Source organism: Mediterraneibacter hominis, assembly GCF_014287475.1.
GTDB lineage: Bacteria > Bacillota > Clostridia > Lachnospirales > Lachnospiraceae > Mediterraneibacter > Mediterraneibacter hominis.
Genome location: NZ_JACOPF010000005.1, coordinates 1 through 23,150, shown reverse-complemented (window position 1 = coordinate 23,150; position 23,150 = coordinate 1). Strand labels below are relative to the sequence as shown.

Here is a 23,150-nt window from a genome sequence, read left to right as displayed (position 1 = left end):
TCTCCTTTTCACTGTCTATATAAACGGTTCTATATCAGAACCAAAATTCTTCTCTACCAGCCTGCAGTACTCCTCATATGCTTCCACTCCCGCGAAGTCCTGTTCCAGCGCCTCTTGTACCCCCCGGTAATACCATGCAATCGCTGATTTACTTTGCATCCGAAACCGTTTCCAAAGGTTCTCTCCTTCTGCCGGATAATCCCGGTCAATATCTCTCATATTCGACAGCTTGTCCGCTAATCCTATCATCTGTATCGGTCTGGGCGCATTTTTCAGCCGGATAATCGTCGCGCCTTTTCTCTCCTCCCAGCTTTTGGACTTATCTTCGCTTTCCAATGCCACCATAGATGCCACACGCTCTCCGAATTTTTCTTTCAGTATGTCTTCTGTAACCTCCCGGCAGTCCTCAATCGTATCATGGAGTACCGCCGCGCTGATAATTTCTTCATCCTGCGTCATTGTAGCTACAATGTCAGCCACCTCTATCGGATGTACAATATAGGGTCTTTTTGTCCCTTTTCTGAACTGCCCCGCATGTGCTTTCGTCGCAAATTCTATGGCTTCATCTATCATCTTTTATCGCCGCCTCCTTGCCTCAAACCTTCAATAAAATCATACCATATGCCCTTTGGAATCACAATGAAAACAGTATACAAATTTTATCGGATACGCTATACTTATAAAATAAGATATACCTTATCGGGCGAAGCCCGTCCTCCCGAAGGGAATGAATTACGGTATGCCCTTCAGGGTATACCTTATCGGGCGAAGCCCGCCATCCCGAAGGGAGTAAGTTGCGGTATGCCCTTCAGGGTATAAAAAATCGAGGTAGCCTATGAACAAAAAAAATGTTTTAATAACAGGCGCGTCCCGCGGGATCGGCCGTGCCTGTGCTTTTGTCTTTTCAAAAGCAGGATTTCATGTATTTTTAAACTGCCGGAAATCCCTTGATGATCTGGAAACCGTACGCCGCGAATTAGAAGCAATCGGCGCCTCCTGTACAATCGTTCCCGGTGATGTAGGAAATCCTGAGAATGTGGATCAGATATTCGATACCATTTCACAAACCTGTTCCGGACTGGACGTCCTCATTAACAATGCCGGCGTATCGCACATAGGTCTGTTACAGGATATGACTAATCCGCAATGGGAAGAATTAATGCGCACGAATCTTTTTTCCGTATTCTACTGCTGTCGTGCTGCCATCCCTTATATGGTCAGACAAAAACAGGGGAAAATCATCAATATTTCTTCTATGTGGGGAACATCGGGCGCCTCCTGCGAAGCTGCCTATTCGGCGGCAAAAGCTGGAATGAACGGACTCACAAAAGCACTGGCAAAAGAGCTGGCCCCTTCAAATATCCAGGTAAATGCCATTGCCTGCGGTGTTATTGACACATGTATGAACGACCAATTTTCAGAAGCTGAACGATTTGCACTGAAAGAAGAAATTCCCGCCGGACGATTTGGCACACCAACAGAAGTAGCAGAGCTTGCCCTCTCTCTTGCCTGCGGGCATCCTTATCTTACCGGACAGATTATTGGACTGGACGGGGGCTTTTTATAAATAATTTTCCAATACATTCAAGACAATAAAGGAGTATCTTCGATATGATAAATGTAAATGAACTGACAAAAATCCCCATGGACTGTACACTTTCTGAATTTGTAGGAACCACCGTACTTGACACCATCGGTCTTGTCATACCAGGAGTGGAACCCTCCTTGTTGGCGCAGATGCACCTGGATAAACCATACAAAAGCCTCGGCATACTAAGCTCCCGCACCGGAGCTGCCGGACAGATCAACGCAGTGGACGAAGCAGTCAAATCTACCAACACAGAAGTTATATCTATTCAGCTTCCAAGAGATACAAAAGGATGGGGCGGCCATGGTAATTTCATCATCATTGGCGGTGAGAATGTCTCCGACGTGCGGCGTGCTGTGGAAATCTCACTGGAATTTACTGCAAAATATGCCGGTGAGCTTTACATCAGCGAAGCCGGACATTTGGAATTTACTTATTCCGCCAGCGCGGATCAGGCTCTTTCTTTCGCCTTTGGTGCCCCGCTTGGCAAGCCTTTTGGTTTCTTCTGCGGCTCCCCTGCCGCCATTGGGCTTGTAATGGCAGATCTTGCTGTAAAATCTTCTCCCGTCGAGATAATCCGTTATATGACGCCGGATATAGGAACCAGTCATTCTAATGAAGTAATTGTAGCCGTCACTGGTGAGGCGAGCGCTGTCAAAAATGCTGTCCTCACTGCACGGGACATTGGCTTACAGCTTCTCGTGTCTATGGGAAGCTGCCCTGAAACTCCCACTCAGCCATATCTGTAATTAAAAAGGCGAATTGTTTGTTTTTTGTGCACAAAATTTGGCGTACCCGACATAGGTGCCAGCCTGGTGTTTCTTCCATATATTCTAGGAGGCGTGCTATGATTGAACTTTATAATCTTACAAAATATTTCGGCAGCCTTTGTGCTGTAAATCATGTTTCACTTACCATACCGGACGGAAATTTCTTCGGACTTCTCGGCACAAACGGTGCGGGAAAAAGTACCCTGCTTAAAATCCTGTCGGGTATTCTTACCGCAGATGAAGGGACAGTTAAAATAGACGGTGTCTCCCCTTCTCTCTGTGCAGATTCCAAGCAATCTTTTTTCTGTCTTCCAGATGAGCCCTATTACTTCCCAAATGCTTCACTGGAAACAATGGCACAGTTTTACAAGCGCCAATATCCTAATCTAGACACAGATTCCGTCTCCTATATGGCGGAGGCTCTGAATCTGGATATGTGCTTTCCCTTACGCACCTTTTCCAAAGGCATGAAGCGCCAGGCATTTCTTATCCTTGCCTTATGTGCAGGAACCAGATATGTATTTTGTGATGAAGTATTTGACGGCCTTGATCCGATTGCCACAAAACTTATGAAGAATCTTTTCAGGCAGGAAATGACGCGCCGGAATTTTACTGTCCTTGTAGCTTCTCACAAATTGGATGCTTTGCAAGATATTTGTCAAAATATAGGAATCCTCCACAAAGGGGGACTTATCACCTCCGCCGATATATCCCATAGCACAGCAGACGTCTATAAAATGCAATGTGTATTTTCTAGTAAAGAATCGATCGAAGAACTCCGAAAAGAGCTATATGTCATACACTGCCATACGGACGGATATTTTTCCACGATTATCGCAAAAGGAGACCTACAGACAATACAGCAGAAAATTCAGGAAAAGCACCCTGTTTTCTCTGAAAATATTTCTTTGACGCTGGAAGAAATTTTTATGACGCAGATGGAGGAAAATGGTTATGACATCCGCAAAGTCTTTCTTTAATTGGATAAAAGAAGCCGAAAGAGGGCATCTTACCGCATTTCTCTCTTGGAGCGCTTTCTGTATTTACTGTATTATAAAAATAACTGTCTTAAGTGTTGATACAGAATATACTTTTTTCGGTATCGGAAGCACAGAACTCCTCTATATATGCACTGGGCTTGGGGTCGCTTTAGGATTTACCGAATTTTTCTATTTATTGCAGCCTAAGAAACTGGCCCTTTACTACAGCCTCCCTGTCACGAAGACATGTATCTTCTGGACACGCTATCTGCACGGGCTTTTCCATTTTCTTTTGCCGCTGTCCCTTTCTATGGCAATATTAAGTATTTATCAGAGTAGTGTGGATCTTACATTTTATCCATATATTCTGTCTTACACCTCCAAGAGTATCTTGGTCTATGCAGGCGTTTTTCTTCTGTTGTACCACGTTGTCATCTGTTCTGTCGTTCTATGCGGCGGCCTCATTCCTGCCGCACTTCTGTCTACAGGATTTTTATGCTATTTTCATCTTCTGATAAATCATGTATTTCTGCCGCTGTCTCAAAATTGCTTTCAGACATATTATAAATCTCCTCTTCTTGAATCCTTATATGCGTGCCTGGTTCCCTTTGAGTTCTGCCGCACCCTGTGCGGTACCTTTCTGTTTGATAAAACACTTGTCCTTACCTATACCCCTGCCGGCAGTCTGCTTTTGACGGCAGCTATATGGATTCTTTTGCTATTTTGCCTTTTCGCACTGGGACAGAAAAAACGAAAACCAGAAATGGCCGGCAAAATTTTTGCTTTTACTCTGGCAGAACGAACTACAGAAATTCTTCTTACTTTCCTTGCCGGACTTTTATGTACCAGTTTTCTGTTCCATATAACCAATGTTACACAGACAAACTTAGGTTTGGCAGTTCTGTTCTCTTTTATATGTATTGCAATCGTCTCTTTTCTGCTGCATCTTCTCCTGGAAGCGCTCGTACAGGATTCCCATAGAATCCTTCTGCGCCGTAAAATGCAGCCTTTCCTTACCGGAGCAGCCGCTGTCTGTACAAGCTGTGCTTTCCTTGCAGGTGCTTCTGCTTATGATTCTTATTTCCCCCAAAGCGAACAGGTAGACTCTCTAAGTATCAGTATTGCAGGACTTGACATGGACGAAGATATGTACTCAGAAATAATGTACGGCAATTCTTATGCAACAGATAAACAATTAGATCTTTATCGTTTTTCAGGAGAAGCCAAAGCACTCGGTATGTCCTGGCTCCAGTCCCTTATTGAATCAAAGGAAGCTTCTTCCAGACAGCCTGCATATGAAGAAGCCTCTTACACTACCGCAACCGTCTGCTATCACTTAAAGAATAAAAAAGAACATTACCGCGTTTATGCACTCAGTAAGGAAATGTTCTCCTCCTTTTCCTCTGTCTATGAAACGAATGAATATAAAGCAATCGCCTACCCTGTCTCTAACCCCGATTATCTCGGAGATACCAGCAAAGATCTGTTCACCTGGTCTGACGGGATCACAGATATACCCCTTTCATTATCTTCTGATGACAAAAAAAGTTTATTGGACGCCTGTTCCGCAGATGTATTACAGATGAAAATGGAATCTCTTTCAGAAGATTTGCCTACAGGAATTTTAACTATTGAGTCACAAAAAAGCGGTACTGCGACAGAAATTTTAGTTTATCCATTTTTTACACAGACAAATGCCCTGCTTCAGTCCATAGGAATAGACACAGCTAAGTCTATTGCTGACTATCCAATCATTTCCATAGAAATTTTCACCCACTATTCTGTCCCAAATGGCTACAACGGTGGAGTAATAAGAAACGTCTATGAAACTCCAGAAGAAATTGAAGCATGGAAAAACAGGCTGGTTCCAGAGGAATTTGATGTACAGCCCCTCCTCTATCCCCTGTCTGAAAATCCAAAGGTAAAAATCGAAAATAAAGAGACAAACTCCTATGCCGAAGTAAAATGCCGCCTAAAAGAATACCACAAAGTTAATTGACGAAATGGTTCACGTTGTTATAGCCCTTCAATTAGAAGTATCTATACTACTTCCGATTGGAAATGCATAGAAGCGTGAAGCCGATTTTTTCCGTTACGAATTATAAACTTAAGCTGGCGAAAGTGTGCGTGTGAAAGAGATGCTTTGCATAAGTGAGGAATTTCGGCGAAGCCCTGACGAACGTTGCAAAGCCTCTCTTTCACACGTCCCTTTTACCAACTTCTGCAGTGCCAGCTCAATTTCGCATACGCTCCATTTCGCTATCGGCAGCCGCCAAATGAAAAGAAGCAGACAAACTTCTGTTTACATGCGAGCATGTCACAGAGTTTGCCTGTTCTTTTCGCACTGCTTGTTGCTTCGTTAACTTTCTATTTTCATCTTTTTCAGTTCTTTTCTTGCGAATAGTACTGCGAGTGTAAATGCCGCGGCGTCTGCTATCGGCCCCGCGAACATCACGCCATCAATTCCCATAAAAATTGGGAAAATGAGAATCAAGGGCAAGAGAAAAATGACCTGCCTCGTCAAAGACATCACAATTCCAAGCCTTGCTTTTCCAATGGATGTGAAAAATCCGGAGGACATCGGCTGGATTCCATTGACAAAAGTCAGCAGCATAAAAATCTTTAGATAATGTTCGGCAAACTGGAAATACAGTTCACTTCCACTGCCAAAAAGCCCCACAATCTGATGTGGAAAAAATTGAAAGCATACAAAAAAGAGAACGGCTACCATTGTACATAGAGTAACAGAATAACGATATGTCCTTTTCACCCTGTCATACTTTCCCGCTCCGTAGTTAAATCCCCAAATCGGCTGACATCCCTGGGAAATCCCGATACAGATTGCCAAAAATACCTGATTTACTTTTGTAATAATCCCTACACAGGCAATCGGAATATCACTGCCGTATATAGAAGCTTCGCCATAATACCTTAAAATATTATTCATTGCAATCTGTACAGCTGCCATTGCTATCTGATTAATGCAGGATGCAAGCCCAAGTGAGGCGATTGCCCTCAGACATACGGCATCAGGACGCAGCATCTGTCTTATTAGCTTCATCCTCTTTAGCTTTGCAAAATACACAATCACAAGAATGCCTGAAGCTGCCTGTCCGATTACTGTTGCCCACGCCGCACCTTTTATTCCCCATCCGAATCCAAATATAAAGAGTGGATCCAGAATGGTATTTATCACCGCCCCTGTCAGCATACATGTCATTGAATATGTAGGACTCCTGTCTGCTCTTACCAGATGATTCCCCCCTGTAGTCAAGACAAAAAACGGTAGTCCAAATGCTGTAATTCCCACATAATCCACCGCATAAGGCATAACGTCCGGTGTTCCCCCAAACAGATGAAGAAGCGGTTCCAAAAATAACACGATAATGATTGCAATTCCAGTTCCGCATATACCGAGCATTCCAAGCCCTGTCCCCGCTATCCTGCATGCTTTTTCTTCCCGTCCTGCCCCCATTTCCAAATTATAGTTTGACGCACTTCCTATTCCAAGAAGCAATGCCGTCGCCGTTGAAATAATGGTAACCGGAAATGCAATATTCGTAGCTGCATTTCCTAACATTCCAACTCCCTGTCCGATGAAAATCTGATCGACAATATTATACAGAGCGCTTACAAGCATGCTGATGATTGCCGGAATCGCAAACTTTGCAATCAACCCGCCCAGTGAAGCACTTCCCAGTGGATTTCCCGCCTGTATCGCTTCCTTTCGTTTTTCCAATATTTTATCCTTCTTTCCCCTTTGTCTTCCTTCCGGATTTTCCTGCACTCTTCCCTCTCTATACCTGTCCATAGATTTCTTTGGGAACGTATGCCTTCGTCATAATTCCCTCTGGGGTATATTCTTCCAAAAGAAGCTCTCCATTCTTTCTGATAATCTGAATTCTCCATGCTTCTGTAAAGGGATATAAACGCTCAATATAAATCTGCTCCCTGCGTATAATTTCCATCAATACTTCTTTTAATTCTTCCATCCCTTGTCCGGTTTTCGCAGAACATAAAATAGAATAGTCCGCAGCTCCATCCCTGATACTGCTCTTTGCTTCTGCCTTGTCCTGTTTGTTAAACAATGTAATAATCGGTTTTCCCTGTACCCCTAATGTCTGCAGCGTATCATACACTACATGCATCTGCATGTCCATCTGCGGGTTGGAGGTATCTACTACATGTATAATAATATCCGCATATTTTGCTTCCTCCAGTGTACTCTTAAATGCTTCTATCAAATGATGCGGCAGTTTACGGATAAATCCCACTGTGTCCGTCAGCAGAATCTTTTGAGTACGGCTTAGATACAGTGTCCTTGTCGTTGTATCCAGTGTAGAGAAAAGCATTGCATCCTCTAAAATTTTTGCATCCGTCAATCTATTTTCAATGCTGCTCTTTCCAGCAGAAGTATATCCTACCAAGGCTGCCACTTTCAGACTGGAGTCCTTTCGCTCCCTGCGGATTAAATCCCTGTGTTTTTCTACTTCCTTTAATTCTCTCTTTAACCGGCTAATTCTCTCGCGAATCAGTCTCCTGTCTGTCTCCAGCTTCTTTTCCCCTGGCCCGCGTGTTCCTATCCCGCCTCCTAAACGAGACAGAGAACTGCCAAGTCCTGACAGACGCGAAGCACGATAACGAAGCTGTGCCAATTCTACCTGTATCTTTCCTTCCCCCGAAACAGCGCGCGCCGCGAAAATGTCTAGAATTAGGAGAGTTCGGTCAATAACTTTACACTGCAGCTCTTCCTCTAAATTTCTAAGCTGCACACTTGTCAGCTCATCATCACAGATAATCCCGTTTGCATCCGTTTCCCACAGAAGCTCTTTTAGTTCTGTCAGCTTTCCCCTGCCAATATAGGTTGCCGGATGCACTGCTTCTCTTGATTGAATAATTCTTCCTTTGACCTCTGCTTTTGCTGTCCTGGCAAGCTCCTCTAACTCATCCAGAGAACATTTTGCATCCTCTGCTCCATCCAACTGAACCCCTACAAGAATGACCTTTTCTGTTGTTTCCCTCAAATCAAAACCTACCATCATTTCTCCTCTTATCCGTCTTTTTAATTTCCTCTTTTCCGTCAGCGCTACTTTAAGCGAATAACAAACACAGGGAGAGGCGGATTATTCTCGCGATTATAATAACAGTTTAAAATTACCAGCCATTTTTTAGAATCAAGTCTTTTCAAAAAATTCAGCAATGCTTCTTTCTCTTCATATCCTGTATCCTTTCCACTGTAAATACAAAGACTCATAATTCCACCTTTTTTCAAAAGCTCCATTCCTTGCCTTACCCCTTCTACACTTGTCTTTGCTCTTGTGGCTATCCGGTGATCCCCTCCCGGCAAATACCCAAAATTAAACAGCACTGCCGATACTTCTTCCTCTACATAGGAAGCCATCTGCTCGTGCCCTGCCTGAAAAAGTACAGAGCGCTCTATATATCCCGCCTCTTTCAGCCTCATCCTTGTGTGCTCTATCGCTGTCTTTTGAATATCAAATGCATAAACCTTTCCCGTTCTTCCCACACATCTGCACAAAAATTCCGTATCACCGCCGTTCCCGGCAGTAGCGTCCACACAACAGTCTCCTTCTGTGATATATTCTTTCACGAAACGGTGGCAGTATTCTGTAATCTGATAACTCCTCCCCATTTTTCCTCCTTTTTCGGCAATACCGCCGCCAGCTTGCAGTGCCGCTGTTTCCTGTCCTTTGTCCGGCAAATGTACGCTCGTGCGAGTACGTCATGTCTTCGCTTCACCGTCAGTCCGCGCCACCGGCACACAGCACCGCCTGCCGGATGTATCACGCCAAAAAGAGGCAGGTCTTCCTGCCTCTATCTTGTCTTTAAAAATTCTGCTTCTTTCACTGCTCTCTCATCATCTGGATAGGTTTCGAGATATTCTGCTATTTTTTCCTTTGCTGTATCCCAATCCGCAGATTTCTCGGCGCATACAATCCTATTGTACCGCATTTCCTGAAGAAGTCCTCCATCGATTGTTTCCTCTGAAGCTCTGGCGTCAGCCAGCGCAAGACCTGTTTCAAAATATTCAGAAGCACCTGCATAGTCTTCTGTCTGCATCGCACTGATTCCCATAAGGTTATACAATTGAGGCGTCTCCTTTACGCCTTTATCCAGTGCGTTTTGAAATGCTTCCAAGGCCCCTTTATAATCCTCCTGTTCATACAGTGCCATTCCCAGTCCCCTATATGCCTCTGCTGTATCCTCTTCTTTTTGTACTGCTTCTTCAAAGCTTTCCGCTGCCTTTTTATAGTTTCCTTCTTCCAACTGTTTTGTGCCGTCCTTCAATGCATTCCCACATCCTGTCAGCATACAGACAACGAGAATCACCGGCAGGATTTTTCGTATTTTCATCATCTACACCCCTTACTCTGGATATTTAATTACCCAGAAAGAATTCAATATATTCAGTAACATAACCCCCATATCCGCAAAAATTGCATTTTGCATAGTTACAAGTCCAAAAAAGGCAAGCACCAGCAAAAATACCTTCATTCCGACTGCAAATATCATATTCTCCTTCACAGAACGCAGCGTTCCTCTTGAAATACGAATTGCATTGATAATTCTAGAAGGCTCATCCTCCATCAAAATAATATCTGCTGCTTCCAATGCAGCGTCGGCGCCCAGACCTCCCATAGCAATTCCTATGTCTGCTCTTGCAAGTACCGGAGCATCATTGATGCCATCTCCTACAAAAGCCAGTTTTTCTGACTCCATCTGGCTGTCTATAAATTCTTCTAACTGCTCCACCTTATCCTCCGGCAAAAGCTCTGCATACACATAGTCCATCCGCAGTTCTTTTGCAACTGCATGTGCGGTCTCTTCATTGTCTCCTGTCAGCATAACCGCTTCCATATTGTGCTTATGCAGCCACTGCATCAGCCGCCTTACGTCCTTACGGATCACATCATCAATCAAAATATAACCGGCATATTCTCCAGAAACCGCTACATATACGGCTGTACCGCTTCTATTTGCAGGGGCGAAGAAAATCCCCTCCCTCACCATAAATTTATAATTTCCTACGATTACATCTTTGCCATCTACTTTTGCCTTAATCCCAAACCCTGAAAATTCCTGAACCGCATCTACTCTCCCCAAGTCAATCTCACTTTTACAGCTCTCTCGGAGCGAAAGCGCAATCGGATGCGTAGAATAAGCCTCCGCTGCCGAAGCAATATCCAACAATTCCGCTTCTGTCATATTTTTAGGCTCTATCGCACGTACATGAAACACCCCTTCTGTCAATGTCCCTGTCTTGTCAAATACAAATGTTTCCGTCTTTGACAGAGCCTCCACATAATCGCATCCTTTAATTAATATTCCTTGCCTGGACGCTGCGCCGATTCCTCCTAAAAAGGCAAGCGGTACAGAAACCAAAAGACCACTTGGACATGCCGCCACCAGAAATATGAGTCCCCGGTATATCCATTTCTCTGTTTCATGCCCTGGCAGCATCATCGGCGGCAAAATCATGACAAGAATCCCTAGAAGAATCACCACTGGCGTATAATATTTTGTAAACCGTGCTGCCAGATTCTCTGTCTCTGCCTTTTTATTGTTGGCATTTTCCACCAAATCAACAATTCTAGAAGCGGTTGAATCTCTGTACAGCTTCTTTACTTTCGCCTCAAGTCCCCCGCTCAAATTAATGCTTCCGCTGTAAAGTCGGTCTCCCGGCTTCACTTCTACAGGTTCATATTCTCCTGTAAGCGCCTTTTTATCAATGGTACTGTTGCCAAATGTAACCACCGCGTCCACAGGAATTCTGTCTCCTGGCTTAATGATAATAACGTCGCCTATATTTAACTTTTCCGGCAGAACTGACTCTTCTTCGGTATCTGTTTTCAAATTTGCAGAATCTGGACGTATGTCCATAAATTTTGCAATCGATTTCTTCGTCCTTCCAAATGCTATTTTCTCTATCAAAATTCCAATCTGAAAGAACAGCATTGCCCCTGCCGCCTCTGCGTTTTTTCCAATACAAAAGGCGCCGATAGTAGCAAGTATCATCAGCAGATTTTCATTAAAGAACTGAAACTTTCGGATACCTTTGAGCATTTCCCAATATGTCTCAAAGGAAATAATTATATAAGGTATTAAGTATAGAATACACTGTATTGTTTTCTCCTGGCTCTGATACTTTCTGGTACTTAATGCCGCCAGATAAAAAAGTGTTCCAACACCGATTTCCAGCCACTTTCTCTTTACTTCCTTCCCCATCACGCACTACCTTTTCCGCTTTACTTTTATTCCCTTATATGCTCCATTCCTTGATTCATAATTGTCTTGATATGACTGTCTGCCAGTGAATAAAACACGGTCTTGCCTTCTCTTCTGTTTGCCACCAGCTTCATCTGTTTAAGAACTCGGAGCTGATGAGAAATTGCAGACTGTGTCATATCTAGTGTCTGTGCCAGATCACAGACACACATTTCAGACTGGAACAATGTATATAAAATACGAATCCGCGTCGTATCTCCGAATACTTTAAAGAAATCCGCCAAATCTCTTAATTCTTCTTCCTGCGGCATATGTTCCTGGACATTTTTCACAATATCTTCATGCACATGTATATAGTCACAGTGCTCCACTTCTATTTTATCCATAGGTTCTTCTCCCTTCATATGAGCAGCCGTTCAAATTTTATTATACGTGAAACAGGTAACATGGTCAAGCTTTGTGGACGTAAGAAAGCACAGGAAATCCACATTTTCATGGGTTTTCCTATGCTTTTTACACTTTTCACCATATTTTTACATTTTTATATCAGATATGCCTGTTTTTCATATCCTTATTTAGAATTTTTTATATAAAACCCGTATAGAATTCAAAATGCAAAGCACTGCTACTCCCGTATCTGCAAACACTGCCATCCACATGTCTGCCATTCCCGCAAGTCCAAGTATCATAACAAGCGCTTTAATTACTAAGGCAAATACTATATTCTGCTTTGCAATTGTCCCTGTTTTCTTTGCAATCGTCAAGGACTGTGGTATCGCCTCCATCGCAGAGGTCATAAACACTACATCCGCAGCTTCGATTGCCGCGTCCGCCCCGCTTCCCATCGCTGCTCCGACATCTGCCCCTGCAAGTACAGGGGCGTCGTTAATACCGTCGCCGACAAACATTACACTTCCATGTTTCTCCCGAATAGAGATTAATTTCTGTACTTTATCCTGCGGCAGAAGTCTTGCATATATTTCATCCACACCTGTCTTTTCTGCCACTGCACGTGCATTTTCCTGCGCATCTCCGGTCAGCATTGCTGTAAGTATCCCTTGTTTTTTCATTGCCCCTATCGCCAAAGAAGCATCCCTTTTAATTTCATCAGCAATCTGAATTCTTCCGATATATTCTCCGTCTGCCGCCAGAAATACTTCTGTTCCGTATGTGCCCCTCGCCTTTTCCGGAAGCTGAATCTGAAAATCTCTCATTAATTTTTCATTTCCGCAGAGTATCTCTTTTCCTTCTACCTTTGCTCTAACACCTTTTCCGGAAATTTCCTCCACACTTTCCGGTCTGTCAAGTGCAATGTTTCTCTCTTTAGCAACCATTAAAATACTGCTTGCAATAGGATGTGTTGATACCTGCTCGCAGCTTCCCGCATACGCAAGTAAAGTTATCTCATCTTGCCCCTTTTCCGGTACAATTCCCTGTACTGCAAAGTTTCCTTCTGTTATTGTTCCGGTTTTGTCCATAACCACTGCTTTTACTTCATTTAATGCTTCCAATGCAGCTCCGCCCTTAAAAAGAATTCCTTTTTTGGAGCCTGCTCCAATCCCGGAGAAGAAGGCAAGCGGAACGCTCAATACCAGCGCGCACGGACAGCTGATTACAAGAAATGTCAATGCTGTATATACCCAGTAATTCCAGTTACCTGTCACAATAGATGGGACCACTGCGGTCAGTACCGCTAAAGCAACTACAAATGGAGTATATACTCTGGAAAATCTTGTGATGAATCTGTCTATCTTCGGTTTGCTTGCTGCAGCATTTTCAACAGAATCCAGAATTCTGGTCACCATGGATTCTCCCAGAACCTTCTCTACTTTTATTTTCAACATTCCTGATGTATTGACACAGCCAGAAGTAACCGCATCCCCTTTTTGTACAGAAACAGGCACCGGCTCTCCCGTAACAGGAGATGTATCAATCCTGCTCATTCCCTCTGCAATAACAGAATCCAGAGGGATCCTATCGCCAGGGCGCACAAGAAGTATATCTCCTATTTTGGCGTCTTTTGCAGGAATTTCTTCTGTATGTTCCCCCTGCACCAGATTTACAACCTCCGGACGCATATCTACTGCGTCCATAATCTGGCTTCTGCTTCTTGCCACTGCAATTTCTTCAAACAAATCCCCTACTCTATAGAACAGCATAACGCCGACTGCCTCAGAATATTCCCCAATAATAAAAGCACCCAGAGTTGCAATGCTCATAAGAAAATTTTCATCGAATATCCGCCCTTTTCCCAGATTTCTAACCGCAGTCCACAATACAGACCGCCCCAACACAAGATACCCAACGACAAATAAGACTGGAGAAATATAGCCCCCGAAAGTCTCTGTCATTTTCCCAGCTATCAGAAGCACTGCTCCGATTCCAATCTCACAAAAATCCTTCTTATTTTCTGCAAAACGCCCTCTTTTTTCTTTCTCCCTTCCAGCAGTTCCTTCTTCTCTTTTTCTGACAACTACTTCACTTTCAATTGAAGAACAAATTTTCTGAAATTCCGGAAGCAAATCTTCAGAAGTATTTTGAACGATCTGCAGCTGCTTTGTTGCAAATACAATGTTCGCAAAATCAACCTGCGGCATCTCCTGTATCTTTCTCTCCATTTTTGCCGCACAGTTTGCACATCCTAAATTTACTAATATATAAATGTCCTTCTTCACATTGTCAAATGCATGATTAAATACTCTGCGTTCTACTTCTTCATGGCGATGCCCATTATGTGCGTGGTGATCGTGTCCACATTCACAGTGTTCTCCGTGTTCGTGATGATGTTCATGGTAGTGCTCATGTCCTCCATGTTCATGGTGATGCTCACACTCTGCGTCATGGTGGTGATGTCTATGCTCTGCATGGTCATGCCCGCATCCACAGTGTTCCTCCGGCGCTTCTTCATATATTTTTTCTTTTAATGCTGCTTGTGCCATAACCTTTCCCTCCTTGACAAATTCTTCTATTTACTTTCAAATGACTGCATCTCTATCATATGAATCACTGTTCATATGTTCATATAATCACAAAAATGATACTTTGTCAAGAGGTTATGTAAAAAGTTGTATATAAATATGCTCCTCATACGATAGTCTTTCCTATTTCCATTATCTATCGTATGAGGAGCATATGCTTACACTTTCTCGTTATAAACTTTTCAAACCATTACTTATGCGCGAACTGTAATGCTTTTTGTTTTTCCCTGCTTCCAAGAACATGTTCCGCGACATCCTCCACTGCTACATGTTCTTCCTCCTGCACATCATTCATCGCGCACTCCAGAATTGCGTCATTTAGAGATAACATTTTATCATCCAGCTCGGAAACCATCTGTGCGCACTCTTTTAACTCCCGGCTTATATATTCCGGAGCATTTCCTTCAAACTTATAATAAATCTTATGCTCCAGACTCGCCCAGAAATCCATCGCTATAGTCCGAATCTGTATTTCTACTTTCGTATCCACCACACTGTCCGAAAGAAAAATCGGTACAGACACGAGCATATGGTAGCTTTTATAACCACTCTCCTTCGGATTCTTAATATAATCCTTAATAGAAAGAACCTTTAAGTCACTCTGGTTCCCTATCATTTCAGCCAGACGATAAATATCCGAGGTAAAAGAACAAATCAGACGGACCCCTGCAATATCATTGATATATTTTACCATATTTTCTATAGAAGTCTCATAGCCATTTCTTTTTAACTTCTTTACGATACTTTCCGGAGTCTTAATTCGGGTTTTTATATGTTCAATCGGATTATACCTATGTACATGCTGAAACTCTTCGTTTAATATTTCCAGCTTCGTTCCGACTTCCTTTAATGCTGCATTGTACAGGAAAATGACTGTTTTCCAGCTATCAACATCTTCATAATTTCTCAACGCATCCTGAATCTGCTGTTCACTTCTCACCTTGGGGCTTCCTCCTTTCCTGCTTTGTCCAGTATACCATATTTTGCCCTTTCTGTCACAGAGTTCACTCTTTTTTTATAAATCAGTTCAGCCATACAGGGTGCGGGAAGTATAAAACATGCCTGCGTGTTTTTGCGAGCGTACATCTGTATGAGCTTAAGCGCCCATCAATGAGTAAAACGGTGGCGGCAGCCACGATAAGCACGCAGTGCGGTTTTACGAATGGCGCGGGCTGAACTGTTACATCTATATCAGTCTGTAAGTCTCATATCTCCATACCGGATCCATTTTTTCTTACGCATAAACTCTGAGATAAGCAGCGTCAAAACTGCCGGAAGAATAAACTGAATGAGAAGAATTTTTACAAATACAACCATCGCAGGCTCACTGGCAGTCATAACCTGCCATGTCATGATCGGCCCTACCAGGCCGGCAGTCCCCATTCCGGAACCTGTCGCATTATTCGTCATATGCAGAAGCATAGTCCCTACCGGACCCAATATCGCACTGGATAAAATCACAGGCAGCCAGATAACAGGCCGCTTTACAATATTGGGAACCTGTAGCATAGAGGTTCCAAGTCCCTGTGCCAGCAAACCTCCCACCTTATTTTCCCTGAAACTCGCCACAGCGAAGCCAATCATATTACAACAGCAGCCAACCGTTGCTGCCCCTGCAGCAAGACCGGACAAATTTAAAATGACTCCCAGCGCCGCAGAACTGATGGGCAGGGTTAATATCATCCCCATAAGCACAGACACGACAACTCCCATCAAAAAAGGCTGCTGCTGTGTCCCCCAGTTAATCAAAGAACCAAGCCACATCATAAATTTGGATATAGGCGGCCCTAAAAACAGGCCCACAGCCGTCCCTGCTCCGATACATACCAGAGGAGTCAAAAGAATATCCAGTTTTGTTTTTCCCGAAATCAAGATCCCGATCTCAATCGCAATATATGCCGCAATAAAAGCTCCAAGTGGTTCTCCGGGGCCTGTAAGGACAATACCACCGTCTTTCAGCACACTTCCGGCAAGCAGCTTGTCTGCAAAGGCGCCTGCCATACCTACTACAGCCGCCGATATAATTACCAACTGCGGCGCTTCTAATTTTCTTGCCACACCGATTCCGATTCCCGCCCCAGTCAGCGCTGCGGCTACTTTACCAATAAGAAAGATGAGGTTTCCTGTTTCTCCGCCCATAAATGTACCGGCCTGCTGAATGATCGTTCCGATAATTAAAGTAGCGAACAAACCATGTGCCATTCCACCCAATCCATCAATAAAAATTCTGTCTAACAGCTTTTTCATCTCCATGCACTCCCTGTATACTATGTTTCCCTCTGTAAACTCTGTGCGCTTCGCTCTGCAAAGGCACACATTCTTGTCTATTTTAGCATAAATAAACAGAAAAGTATATCACTGTCCATCAGAATCCTACGACCGAGCGGTTACAGCAAAACAGCCGATGTACTACATTTCATACATCGGCTGTCTCTTGACAGACGGCTCAATCCTCTGCTGCCCGAAGTCGTTCCACAACTGTATTTCTACACATATTCCAATAGCACATTTCCGGAACAATGACAGAAATCAAGAGAAGGAACGGAATACATATCACAATCGGCAGAAGTGTGAAATGCCAGCTAAACATCCACATTTGTCCTGCCACTGCCTCAACGAGAAAATACCCGATTGCGGTTCCCGCGCTGGCGCTTACTAATATGGTTAAGACTCCATAGACAATCCCTTCGTCTCTTAACATTCTCCGTAATTGTTTTCCTGTCATCCCGATTGCCGCAAGCATAGCAAGTTCCTGTCTGCGCGAAAGAATCGAGGTCACTGTCACATTCACGAAATTCAAGATTCCTATCAATGCAAGCACCGCGCTTAAAATTCCTCCGGCAATGACAAATACCTGCTTCACGCCTTCAAATTCTTTCTGATAATCCGCTTTTGTTCTCTGTGCCAAATCTGGATTGACTTTTTCACAGTAGTCTGCCAGCCACTTTGCGATCTCTTCTTTTTGCCCGTCCTCCGCGTCAAAAACTGTCCGCATGGGTTGTTTTATTCCAGACTGCTTTTTCAACTCTGTGTCCGGCAGTATAAAGCTTTCCGGTATCAATGGAAAATGCTGCGTTCCAAGCGCCATTGGCATCTGCCCTACATAGAGCACCTCATATTCCTTAGACTTTCCTTCCTCAAATTCCAGCGTCACCTTATCTCCCGCCTTTAGAAACGGACTGTTGAAGGATACCTCTGTCTCTGTACTGTCCATTGCGTTGACAATGACATAATCTCCGGTACAAAATTTTTCCCAGTCTATCTCTTCTCCTCCGGAAAGCTGTATTTTCTCTGCAGCTTCTTTATTTACCCCATAAATGTCTATATCTGTTGCTTTTTCTTCTCTGACATAATCGAAGGATTCTTTGAGCATGCTGTCTCCAAACCAGTCCGCATAAGCCGGATCCGCCATGATTTCTTCCAATCTTTCCCATTCTGTATCGGAGTAATAATGGTAATTGCCGCAGACATAAATATTGCCGATATTTTTTACTCCGTCCTGTTCTTTTAGCTCTGTAAGAAATTCTTCCGTCACTCCCTCATACTCCACATAGGAAGCGCTCAGATTCACCATACTGGAATCTGTTACCATGTAATCAGAGACCATATACGAGGAAAGAAACTTATCCATGTCAAATCCAGTCACAATTGTATATGCGCTGTTTAGAAGAATCAAACTCAATGACAACGAAAATACAACCAATACCAATTTTTTTGTATTTCGTTTCAGGTTTGAAATCGCCATATGAAACGCGGTTGCTTTCTTTGTTTTTTTCGTTTTCTTCCTTTTTCTTTTCTCTGTAAAGCGAACTGCTTCAATCGGAGACACTTTCGCGGCCATTCTGCATGGCTTGATACAGCTTATATAGACTGTCAGAATCGTAAATGCCGCAGAGCCCAAAAAGATCAATGGATTAGCGGAATAATACATCGTTATTCCGTCCAGCATATTGACGACAAAGGGAGTAAAAAATCTCCCCGTCAGCCATCCGATAAGAAGCCCTGCCGGAATCCCCAGAAGGCAAAGCTGCCACGCCTGCTTTCTCACGATTTTCTTCAACTGTCTTCCCGTTGTCCCTATCGTTTTAAGCAGCCCATAAAAACGAATGTCACCAAAAATACTCAAGTAGAAAATATTATAGATAATCAAATATCCGGAGAGCATAATTACTCCAAGCAGAACAACGATAAGCAGAATGGAACCTGCATCTACAGAAGAGAACCCATATGCCCAGTTAATCCCTGCCTTTGTCTTATCCGCGTCAAAGCCACAGCGCTGCGTCAATTCCTCTGTCTTCTTTTCAATGTCAAAAGAATTAGAAAAATTAAAGTTTACATTCATATAGCCGCTGTAATCCGTCTGGTCTGTCTCATAGAAGGGAGTTGTCTCTACAGGCGCCACCTTGTCTGCCCATTTTCTCGACACTAATATCTCCTGTGCATGGGAAACCGAATCCCCCTCCCAGTAACCGCACAGCACAAATGTTTTCGTCTGTACGGCGCCATGTATCTGTATGTCCAGAGTCACTTTCTCCCCCAGTTTATGCTTTATTCCCAGCGCGTCCAGTACAATCGTACTCATCGCCGCCTCATCTTCCTTTTCCGGCATATTTCCGACTGTAGGATAGGAAAAGCTGTGCTTTGCATCCAGAGGCTCAAAGTAACGTACCTCACCTTGGATTTTGTTCAGCTGCGGGTTCGTTGTAAAGCCTACCATAATATTGTAGGATACATCCTGTATTTTCTTATCCTGCTTTACAATCTCATATTCCTCCTGTGTCATGTTTTTATATCCCGCATGGGTACTTCCGCCAACCTGACGCATAGTAGACTCGGTATTGCTTTTTATCAGGCTGCCTCCTACAGAGAATACCGTTGTAAACAGAACCGTCGTCAAAAGAATCGCCGCAAGGCTGATCATGTTTTTCTTTTTCCTGGACTTTAGAATCCTCTGTGAGAGTTTTTTTAAGACTTTCTGATTTCTCACTCTACTCATAGGATTCACCTCTTATTCTGCCGTCTTCAATTCGAATAATCCGATCTGCCATCTGTGCAATCTCTTCATTATGTGTAATCATAACAATTGTCTGTCCAAACTGCTCACTTGTCACTTTCAAGAGACTTAAGACGTCCTGGCTGGTAACCGAGTCCAAATTGCCGGTCGGTTCATCGGCAAGCAAAATCGCCGGTTTTGCGGCAAGCGCTCTGGCGATTGCAACTCTTTGCTGCTGCCCGCCGGACAACTCACTTGGCAGGCTTCCCAGTTTATTTGCCAATCCTAATACCTGGACAATCTCCTGGACAAACATGGTATCTATATGGTTTCCGTCCAATTCAACCGGCAGTGTAATATTTTCCTCTACATTCAACACCGGAACAAGATTGTAGCTTTGAAAAACAAAACCAATCTTTCTTCTTCTGAAAATGCAGAGAGCATCATCCTTCAATCGAAAAATATCCTTTCCATCCACCAGCACCTTTCCGGAGGTTGGTCTGTCCAGTCCTCCCAGCATATGCAGAAGTGTTGACTTACCGGAACCGGAAGTTCCTACCACCGCTACAAACTCTCCCCGACGGATGGATAAAGATACCCCATCCAATGCACGAACCTGGTTTTCCCCACTTCCATAGTATTTTTTCAAGTCTCTTGCCTGTAAAATTGTCTCCATTCTTTTCGCCTCCTTGATGTAAAAAAGCCAGACGCCGGCGAACACGCAGGCAGCTCCCATGCAGTGTACGCCGACGCCGTCTTCTATTATCTGACTTTATCACAGCAATCTTTCTGTGTACTTTCTCAAATCTGTCATTTTCGAAAGATTTCCCAGACAGACTCTTCTACATTCAATAACATTTCAAAAATACAGAAAATTCCGTTCCGCCTTCTTTTGGAGAAGTTACTTTGATGTAGCCCCCTTCTTTTCTTAAAATCTCTCTCGATAAATATAACCCCAGTCCCACACCCTCCTTTTCGCTGAATCTGGGACTTCTGTAAAACCGTTTAAACAACAGAGGGGCTTCCTCCTCTGTCACTCCAGGCCCTTCATCTTTTATACAAATCCGCACAAAAAATTCATATGGTACGATCCGAATGACTATCTTACTGTTTTCTTCTGTATATTTCAAGGCATTATCCAAAATATTATAGATCGCCTCTTCAGTCCATTTCTTATCAAAACACGCCAAAAGCGTATCCGACCACCCTGTCTTTTCTATCTGAATTCCTTTTAATTTTTGTTTCTTCTCCCCTCGCTCCACTACCTCCTCGAGAAGTGGAATAAGAGACTGTACCTCCGGCAGCACCTGAATAGTATTAGTTTCAAGCCGGGACATTTTTATTAGAGACTGTATCAGAAACTCTAACCGTTCTGTCTCTTTTAAAAGGTGTTCCGCCAGTTCTTTCTCCTTGCTGCCCTCAAGCCTTTCCTCTAAAATCTCTCCATACAAAAGAATATTTGCTATCGGTGTTTTCACTTGATGCGAAATGTCTGAGACAAGCTCCTGTATGGACTGCCGTTCCTTTTCGATCGCCTCTCTGTTAAGCACAGAGGTACTCAAAAACCGCATCCACTTTGATTCTAATTTTGACAATTCACTCTCATCATAATCCGATTCCGTAAATGTCCCTGCCAGCGCTTCATCCACCATTTTATTCAGGATCTCAAATGTCTTTCTCCTAACGAACCCGTCCATAGCTTCTTTCTTATTCCCTTTCTATCTCCATACATATCCAATCCCATAGACATTCAGTATGTGCTGCGGCTTAGAGGGATTATCCTCTATCTTTCCCCGCAGTCTGCTGACTGCTACAGAGAGTGCGTTTTCTTCCACAAATTCCGTTCCGTCCGGCCAGATTTTTTCCAGCATCCGTTCTTTTGGAATTGTATTTCCCCTGTTTTCAAGCAAGATTTTTAAAAGCTTTTGTTCTGTCCGGCTTAGAAGCACTTCTTGTCCCTCTTTTATGAACTTCATTTCATTTGTATCCAGATATAATTTCTCATCTTTGTATCTTCCTCTTGCGTACTCCGCATTTTCTCTTTCTCTGCCAAGCTTTATCAGATTCGAAATCCTCGCTCTTAAAACAGCAAGGCTAAAAGGTTTTGTCACGTAGTCATTGGCCCCCAGCTCGAACCCCATTACTTCATTCATTTCCAGATCGTTTGCTGTCAAAACCAACACCGGGTGATCTGTTATACTTCTGTATTCTTTTAGAAATTCATACCCGCTGCCGTCTGGAAGGTTTAAGTCCAGTATCACAAGGTCGAACCTCTTTTTCTCTTCATAGATGCTTCTCCTGGCTTCGGCAAGGGTACTGCACCCTGTAAAATGATAGTCCTCTCCGCCAAGCCCGATGGCAATTCCCTCATTCAATCCTTTGTCATCCTCTATTATTAATATTTCTGCCATTTTTCCTTCCTCTTTTTACTGCATTTCCAATAATCTTGTCAGGCGAAGCCCGCCTTCCCGAAGGGGATGTATTACGGGATGCCCTTTAGGGTATACCTTAGTATATCATGTCAGACAGTAAAAAGCTAAAGAAAAAGGCTTTGGGGCGCCTTCCTTACGGAGGGCGCCCCAAGACCATCTGTCATTCATTTAAGTTTCCTTATCCGCTTCCTTTATTCGCCGCCAAATCACTGATAATACTAGAAAGACATTCTATTTGATTCTGGCTTAGGCAGTTTAGATTTTCCACGATTTTCTTTATTAACGCCGTAGAATTCTGCCCTGTATCAAAGAACTGCTCAGGAGTAATATCTAAATACTCGCATATATTAAAAAATACATTCAATGACGGAAGCGCCTGCCTTCTTTCTATATGATTTATGTATCCTGCATTTTGTCCGAGCGAAAGGCTCATATCCCGGGCAGAAACACCTTTTTCAGTACGCAGGGCCAAAAGTCTGGAACAAAAGTCTTCCTCGTACAAAACATCACCGCCTCTCTTTTATCCTATTTCAGCATATCTTTTACCGCATGAAAAAAAACTTGTTCCGATTCTTTTATTTCTATTTTTATTTTTTCTCCGCTTTCTTCTCCTGGTTCTTTGACCGCTATTTCCAGTACCGTTCCCTTCTGGAGGTCATTTCCAAACCACTTTTTTATAAATGGATATAGATCCGGATGATTTTCCAAAAACACCTTTCTCTCACTTAATACTTTCATCACCGTCACCGGATTTATCATCTGTGTTTCTCCTCTCTATTCCTGCGCTTTGCTTCCCATCGTCTCACTTACCAGCCGTTTCGCTTCTTCTATTGTCGCCTGATCTGGCTCAATTACATACAGGTCTTGTCCCGGCATAGAATAGGTCTGCGCATACATACTTTTCCCGCTCACTGTATAAGAGGTAATATTCCACTGCGCCATATCGGAAAGTTGCATCCTTACAAGCGCGGCAATCTGATCCTGCGGCATATTTGTCTCAAAACTTCCTGCCACTGCATCCATGACAGAGCTGTAGTTTGCAGGCAAAGACGAGGACGCACATTTCTGTATCACTGCACGTATGACCTCCATTTGATTTTTTGCCCTCTGGTAATCTCCGTCCTCAAAGCTGTACCTTTCCCTTGCAAATGCCAGCGCCTCG

21 protein-coding genes are annotated in these 23,150 nt (G+C 43.4%); 4 read left to right on the top strand and 17 right to left on the bottom strand.

Annotated elements, in window-relative coordinates; genetic code table 11:
* Positions 1-15: 15 nt before the first annotated feature.
* Complete coding sequence (locus H8S37_RS15965) at positions 16-573, bottom strand: HD domain-containing protein (RefSeq protein ID WP_186877064.1); 558 nt, start codon at positions 571-573, stop codon at positions 16-18.
* Between the two features lie 262 nt (positions 574-835).
* On the opposite strand from H8S37_RS15965, the gene ymfI reads away from it, so the two are divergent.
* From ymfI to H8S37_RS15945, 4 genes are all read left to right on the top strand, one after another.
* Positions 836-1,567, top strand: coding sequence for an elongation factor P 5-aminopentanone reductase (gene ymfI / locus H8S37_RS15960; RefSeq protein WP_186877063.1), 732 nt, complete (start codon positions 836-838; stop codon positions 1,565-1,567).
* A gap of 44 nt (positions 1,568-1,611) precedes the next feature.
* Positions 1,612-2,337, top strand: a complete 726-nt coding sequence (gene pduB, locus H8S37_RS15955; RefSeq protein WP_186877062.1) for a microcompartment protein PduB — start codon at positions 1,612-1,614, stop codon at positions 2,335-2,337.
* Between the two features lie 98 nt (positions 2,338-2,435).
* A complete protein-coding gene (locus H8S37_RS15950; protein ID WP_186877061.1) occupies positions 2,436-3,338 on the top strand; it encodes an ABC transporter ATP-binding protein in 903 nt (300 codons plus the stop codon).
* The gene (locus tag H8S37_RS15945; RefSeq protein WP_186877060.1) at positions 3,313-5,337 is read left to right on the top strand and encodes a DUF6449 domain-containing protein; all 2,025 of its coding nucleotides are present in this window, start codon (positions 3,313-3,315) and stop codon (positions 5,335-5,337) included. The genes H8S37_RS15950 and H8S37_RS15945 overlap by 26 nt, the downstream gene beginning before the upstream one ends.
* A gap of 360 nt (positions 5,338-5,697) precedes the next feature.
* Here the strand turns inward: H8S37_RS15945 and H8S37_RS15940 are convergent, their stop codons facing one another.
* From H8S37_RS15940 to H8S37_RS15865, 16 genes are all read right to left on the bottom strand, one after another.
* Positions 5,698-7,149, bottom strand: a complete 1,452-nt coding sequence (locus H8S37_RS15940; RefSeq protein WP_243207230.1) for an MATE family efflux transporter — start codon at positions 7,147-7,149, stop codon at positions 5,698-5,700.
* Positions 7,136-8,377 (bottom strand): GTPase HflX, encoded by a 1,242-nt coding sequence (gene hflX, locus H8S37_RS15935; RefSeq protein ID WP_186877209.1) that lies wholly within the window; start codon positions 8,375-8,377, stop codon positions 7,136-7,138. Before hflX ends, H8S37_RS15940 begins: the two co-directional genes overlap by 14 nt.
* Positions 8,378-8,424: 47 nt before the next feature.
* Positions 8,425-8,991, bottom strand: a complete 567-nt coding sequence (locus H8S37_RS15930; protein WP_186877208.1) for a tRNA (mnm(5)s(2)U34)-methyltransferase — start codon at positions 8,989-8,991, stop codon at positions 8,425-8,427.
* A gap of 182 nt (positions 8,992-9,173) precedes the next feature.
* Complete coding sequence (locus H8S37_RS15925; protein ID WP_330605028.1) at positions 9,174-9,716, bottom strand: tetratricopeptide repeat protein; 543 nt, start codon at positions 9,714-9,716, stop codon at positions 9,174-9,176.
* A 9-nt stretch (positions 9,717-9,725) separates the two neighbouring features.
* On the bottom strand, positions 9,726-11,585 hold the full coding sequence (locus H8S37_RS15920) for a heavy metal translocating P-type ATPase (protein ID WP_186877059.1): 1,860 nt from the start codon (positions 11,583-11,585) through the stop codon (positions 9,726-9,728).
* A gap of 26 nt (positions 11,586-11,611) precedes the next feature.
* The gene (locus tag H8S37_RS15915) at positions 11,612-11,971 is read right to left on the bottom strand and encodes an ArsR/SmtB family transcription factor (protein ID WP_186877058.1); all 360 of its coding nucleotides are present in this window, start codon (positions 11,969-11,971) and stop codon (positions 11,612-11,614) included.
* Between the two features lie 189 nt (positions 11,972-12,160).
* Positions 12,161-14,524, bottom strand: a complete 2,364-nt coding sequence (locus tag H8S37_RS15910) for a heavy metal translocating P-type ATPase (RefSeq protein WP_186877057.1) — start codon at positions 14,522-14,524, stop codon at positions 12,161-12,163.
* A 229-nt stretch (positions 14,525-14,753) separates the two neighbouring features.
* Positions 14,754-15,503 carry a GTP pyrophosphokinase gene (locus tag H8S37_RS15905; protein WP_186877056.1) on the bottom strand — a complete coding sequence of 250 codons (750 nt, stop codon included), beginning with the start codon at positions 15,501-15,503 and terminating at the stop codon, positions 14,754-14,756.
* 251 nt (positions 15,504-15,754) lie between these two features.
* Entirely contained in the window at positions 15,755-16,810 is a 1,056-nt protein-coding gene (locus tag H8S37_RS15900; protein ID WP_186877055.1) for a PTS transporter subunit IIC, read from the bottom strand.
* A 199-nt stretch (positions 16,811-17,009) separates the two neighbouring features.
* Positions 17,010-19,559, bottom strand: a complete 2,550-nt coding sequence (locus H8S37_RS15895) for an ABC transporter permease (RefSeq protein WP_186877054.1) — start codon at positions 19,557-19,559, stop codon at positions 17,010-17,012.
* Complete coding sequence (locus tag H8S37_RS15890; protein WP_186877053.1) at positions 19,552-20,232, bottom strand: ABC transporter ATP-binding protein; 681 nt, start codon at positions 20,230-20,232, stop codon at positions 19,552-19,554. The genes H8S37_RS15895 and H8S37_RS15890 overlap by 8 nt, the downstream gene beginning before the upstream one ends.
* Positions 20,233-20,404: 172 nt before the next feature.
* A complete protein-coding gene (locus H8S37_RS15885; RefSeq protein WP_186877052.1) occupies positions 20,405-21,253 on the bottom strand; it encodes a sensor histidine kinase in 849 nt (282 codons plus the stop codon).
* 21 nt (positions 21,254-21,274) lie between these two features.
* On the bottom strand, positions 21,275-21,967 hold the full coding sequence (locus tag H8S37_RS15880) for a response regulator transcription factor (RefSeq protein WP_186877051.1): 693 nt from the start codon (positions 21,965-21,967) through the stop codon (positions 21,275-21,277).
* A 199-nt stretch (positions 21,968-22,166) separates the two neighbouring features.
* Positions 22,167-22,490 carry a helix-turn-helix domain-containing protein gene (locus H8S37_RS15875; protein WP_186877050.1) on the bottom strand — a complete coding sequence of 108 codons (324 nt, stop codon included), beginning with the start codon at positions 22,488-22,490 and terminating at the stop codon, positions 22,167-22,169.
* A gap of 23 nt (positions 22,491-22,513) precedes the next feature.
* Complete coding sequence (locus H8S37_RS15870; RefSeq protein ID WP_186877049.1) at positions 22,514-22,747, bottom strand: hypothetical protein; 234 nt, start codon at positions 22,745-22,747, stop codon at positions 22,514-22,516.
* Positions 22,748-22,762: 15 nt separating this feature from the next.
* The coding region (locus H8S37_RS15865; protein WP_186877048.1) for an LCP family protein at positions 22,763-23,150 on the bottom strand (388 nt) is incomplete at its 5' end.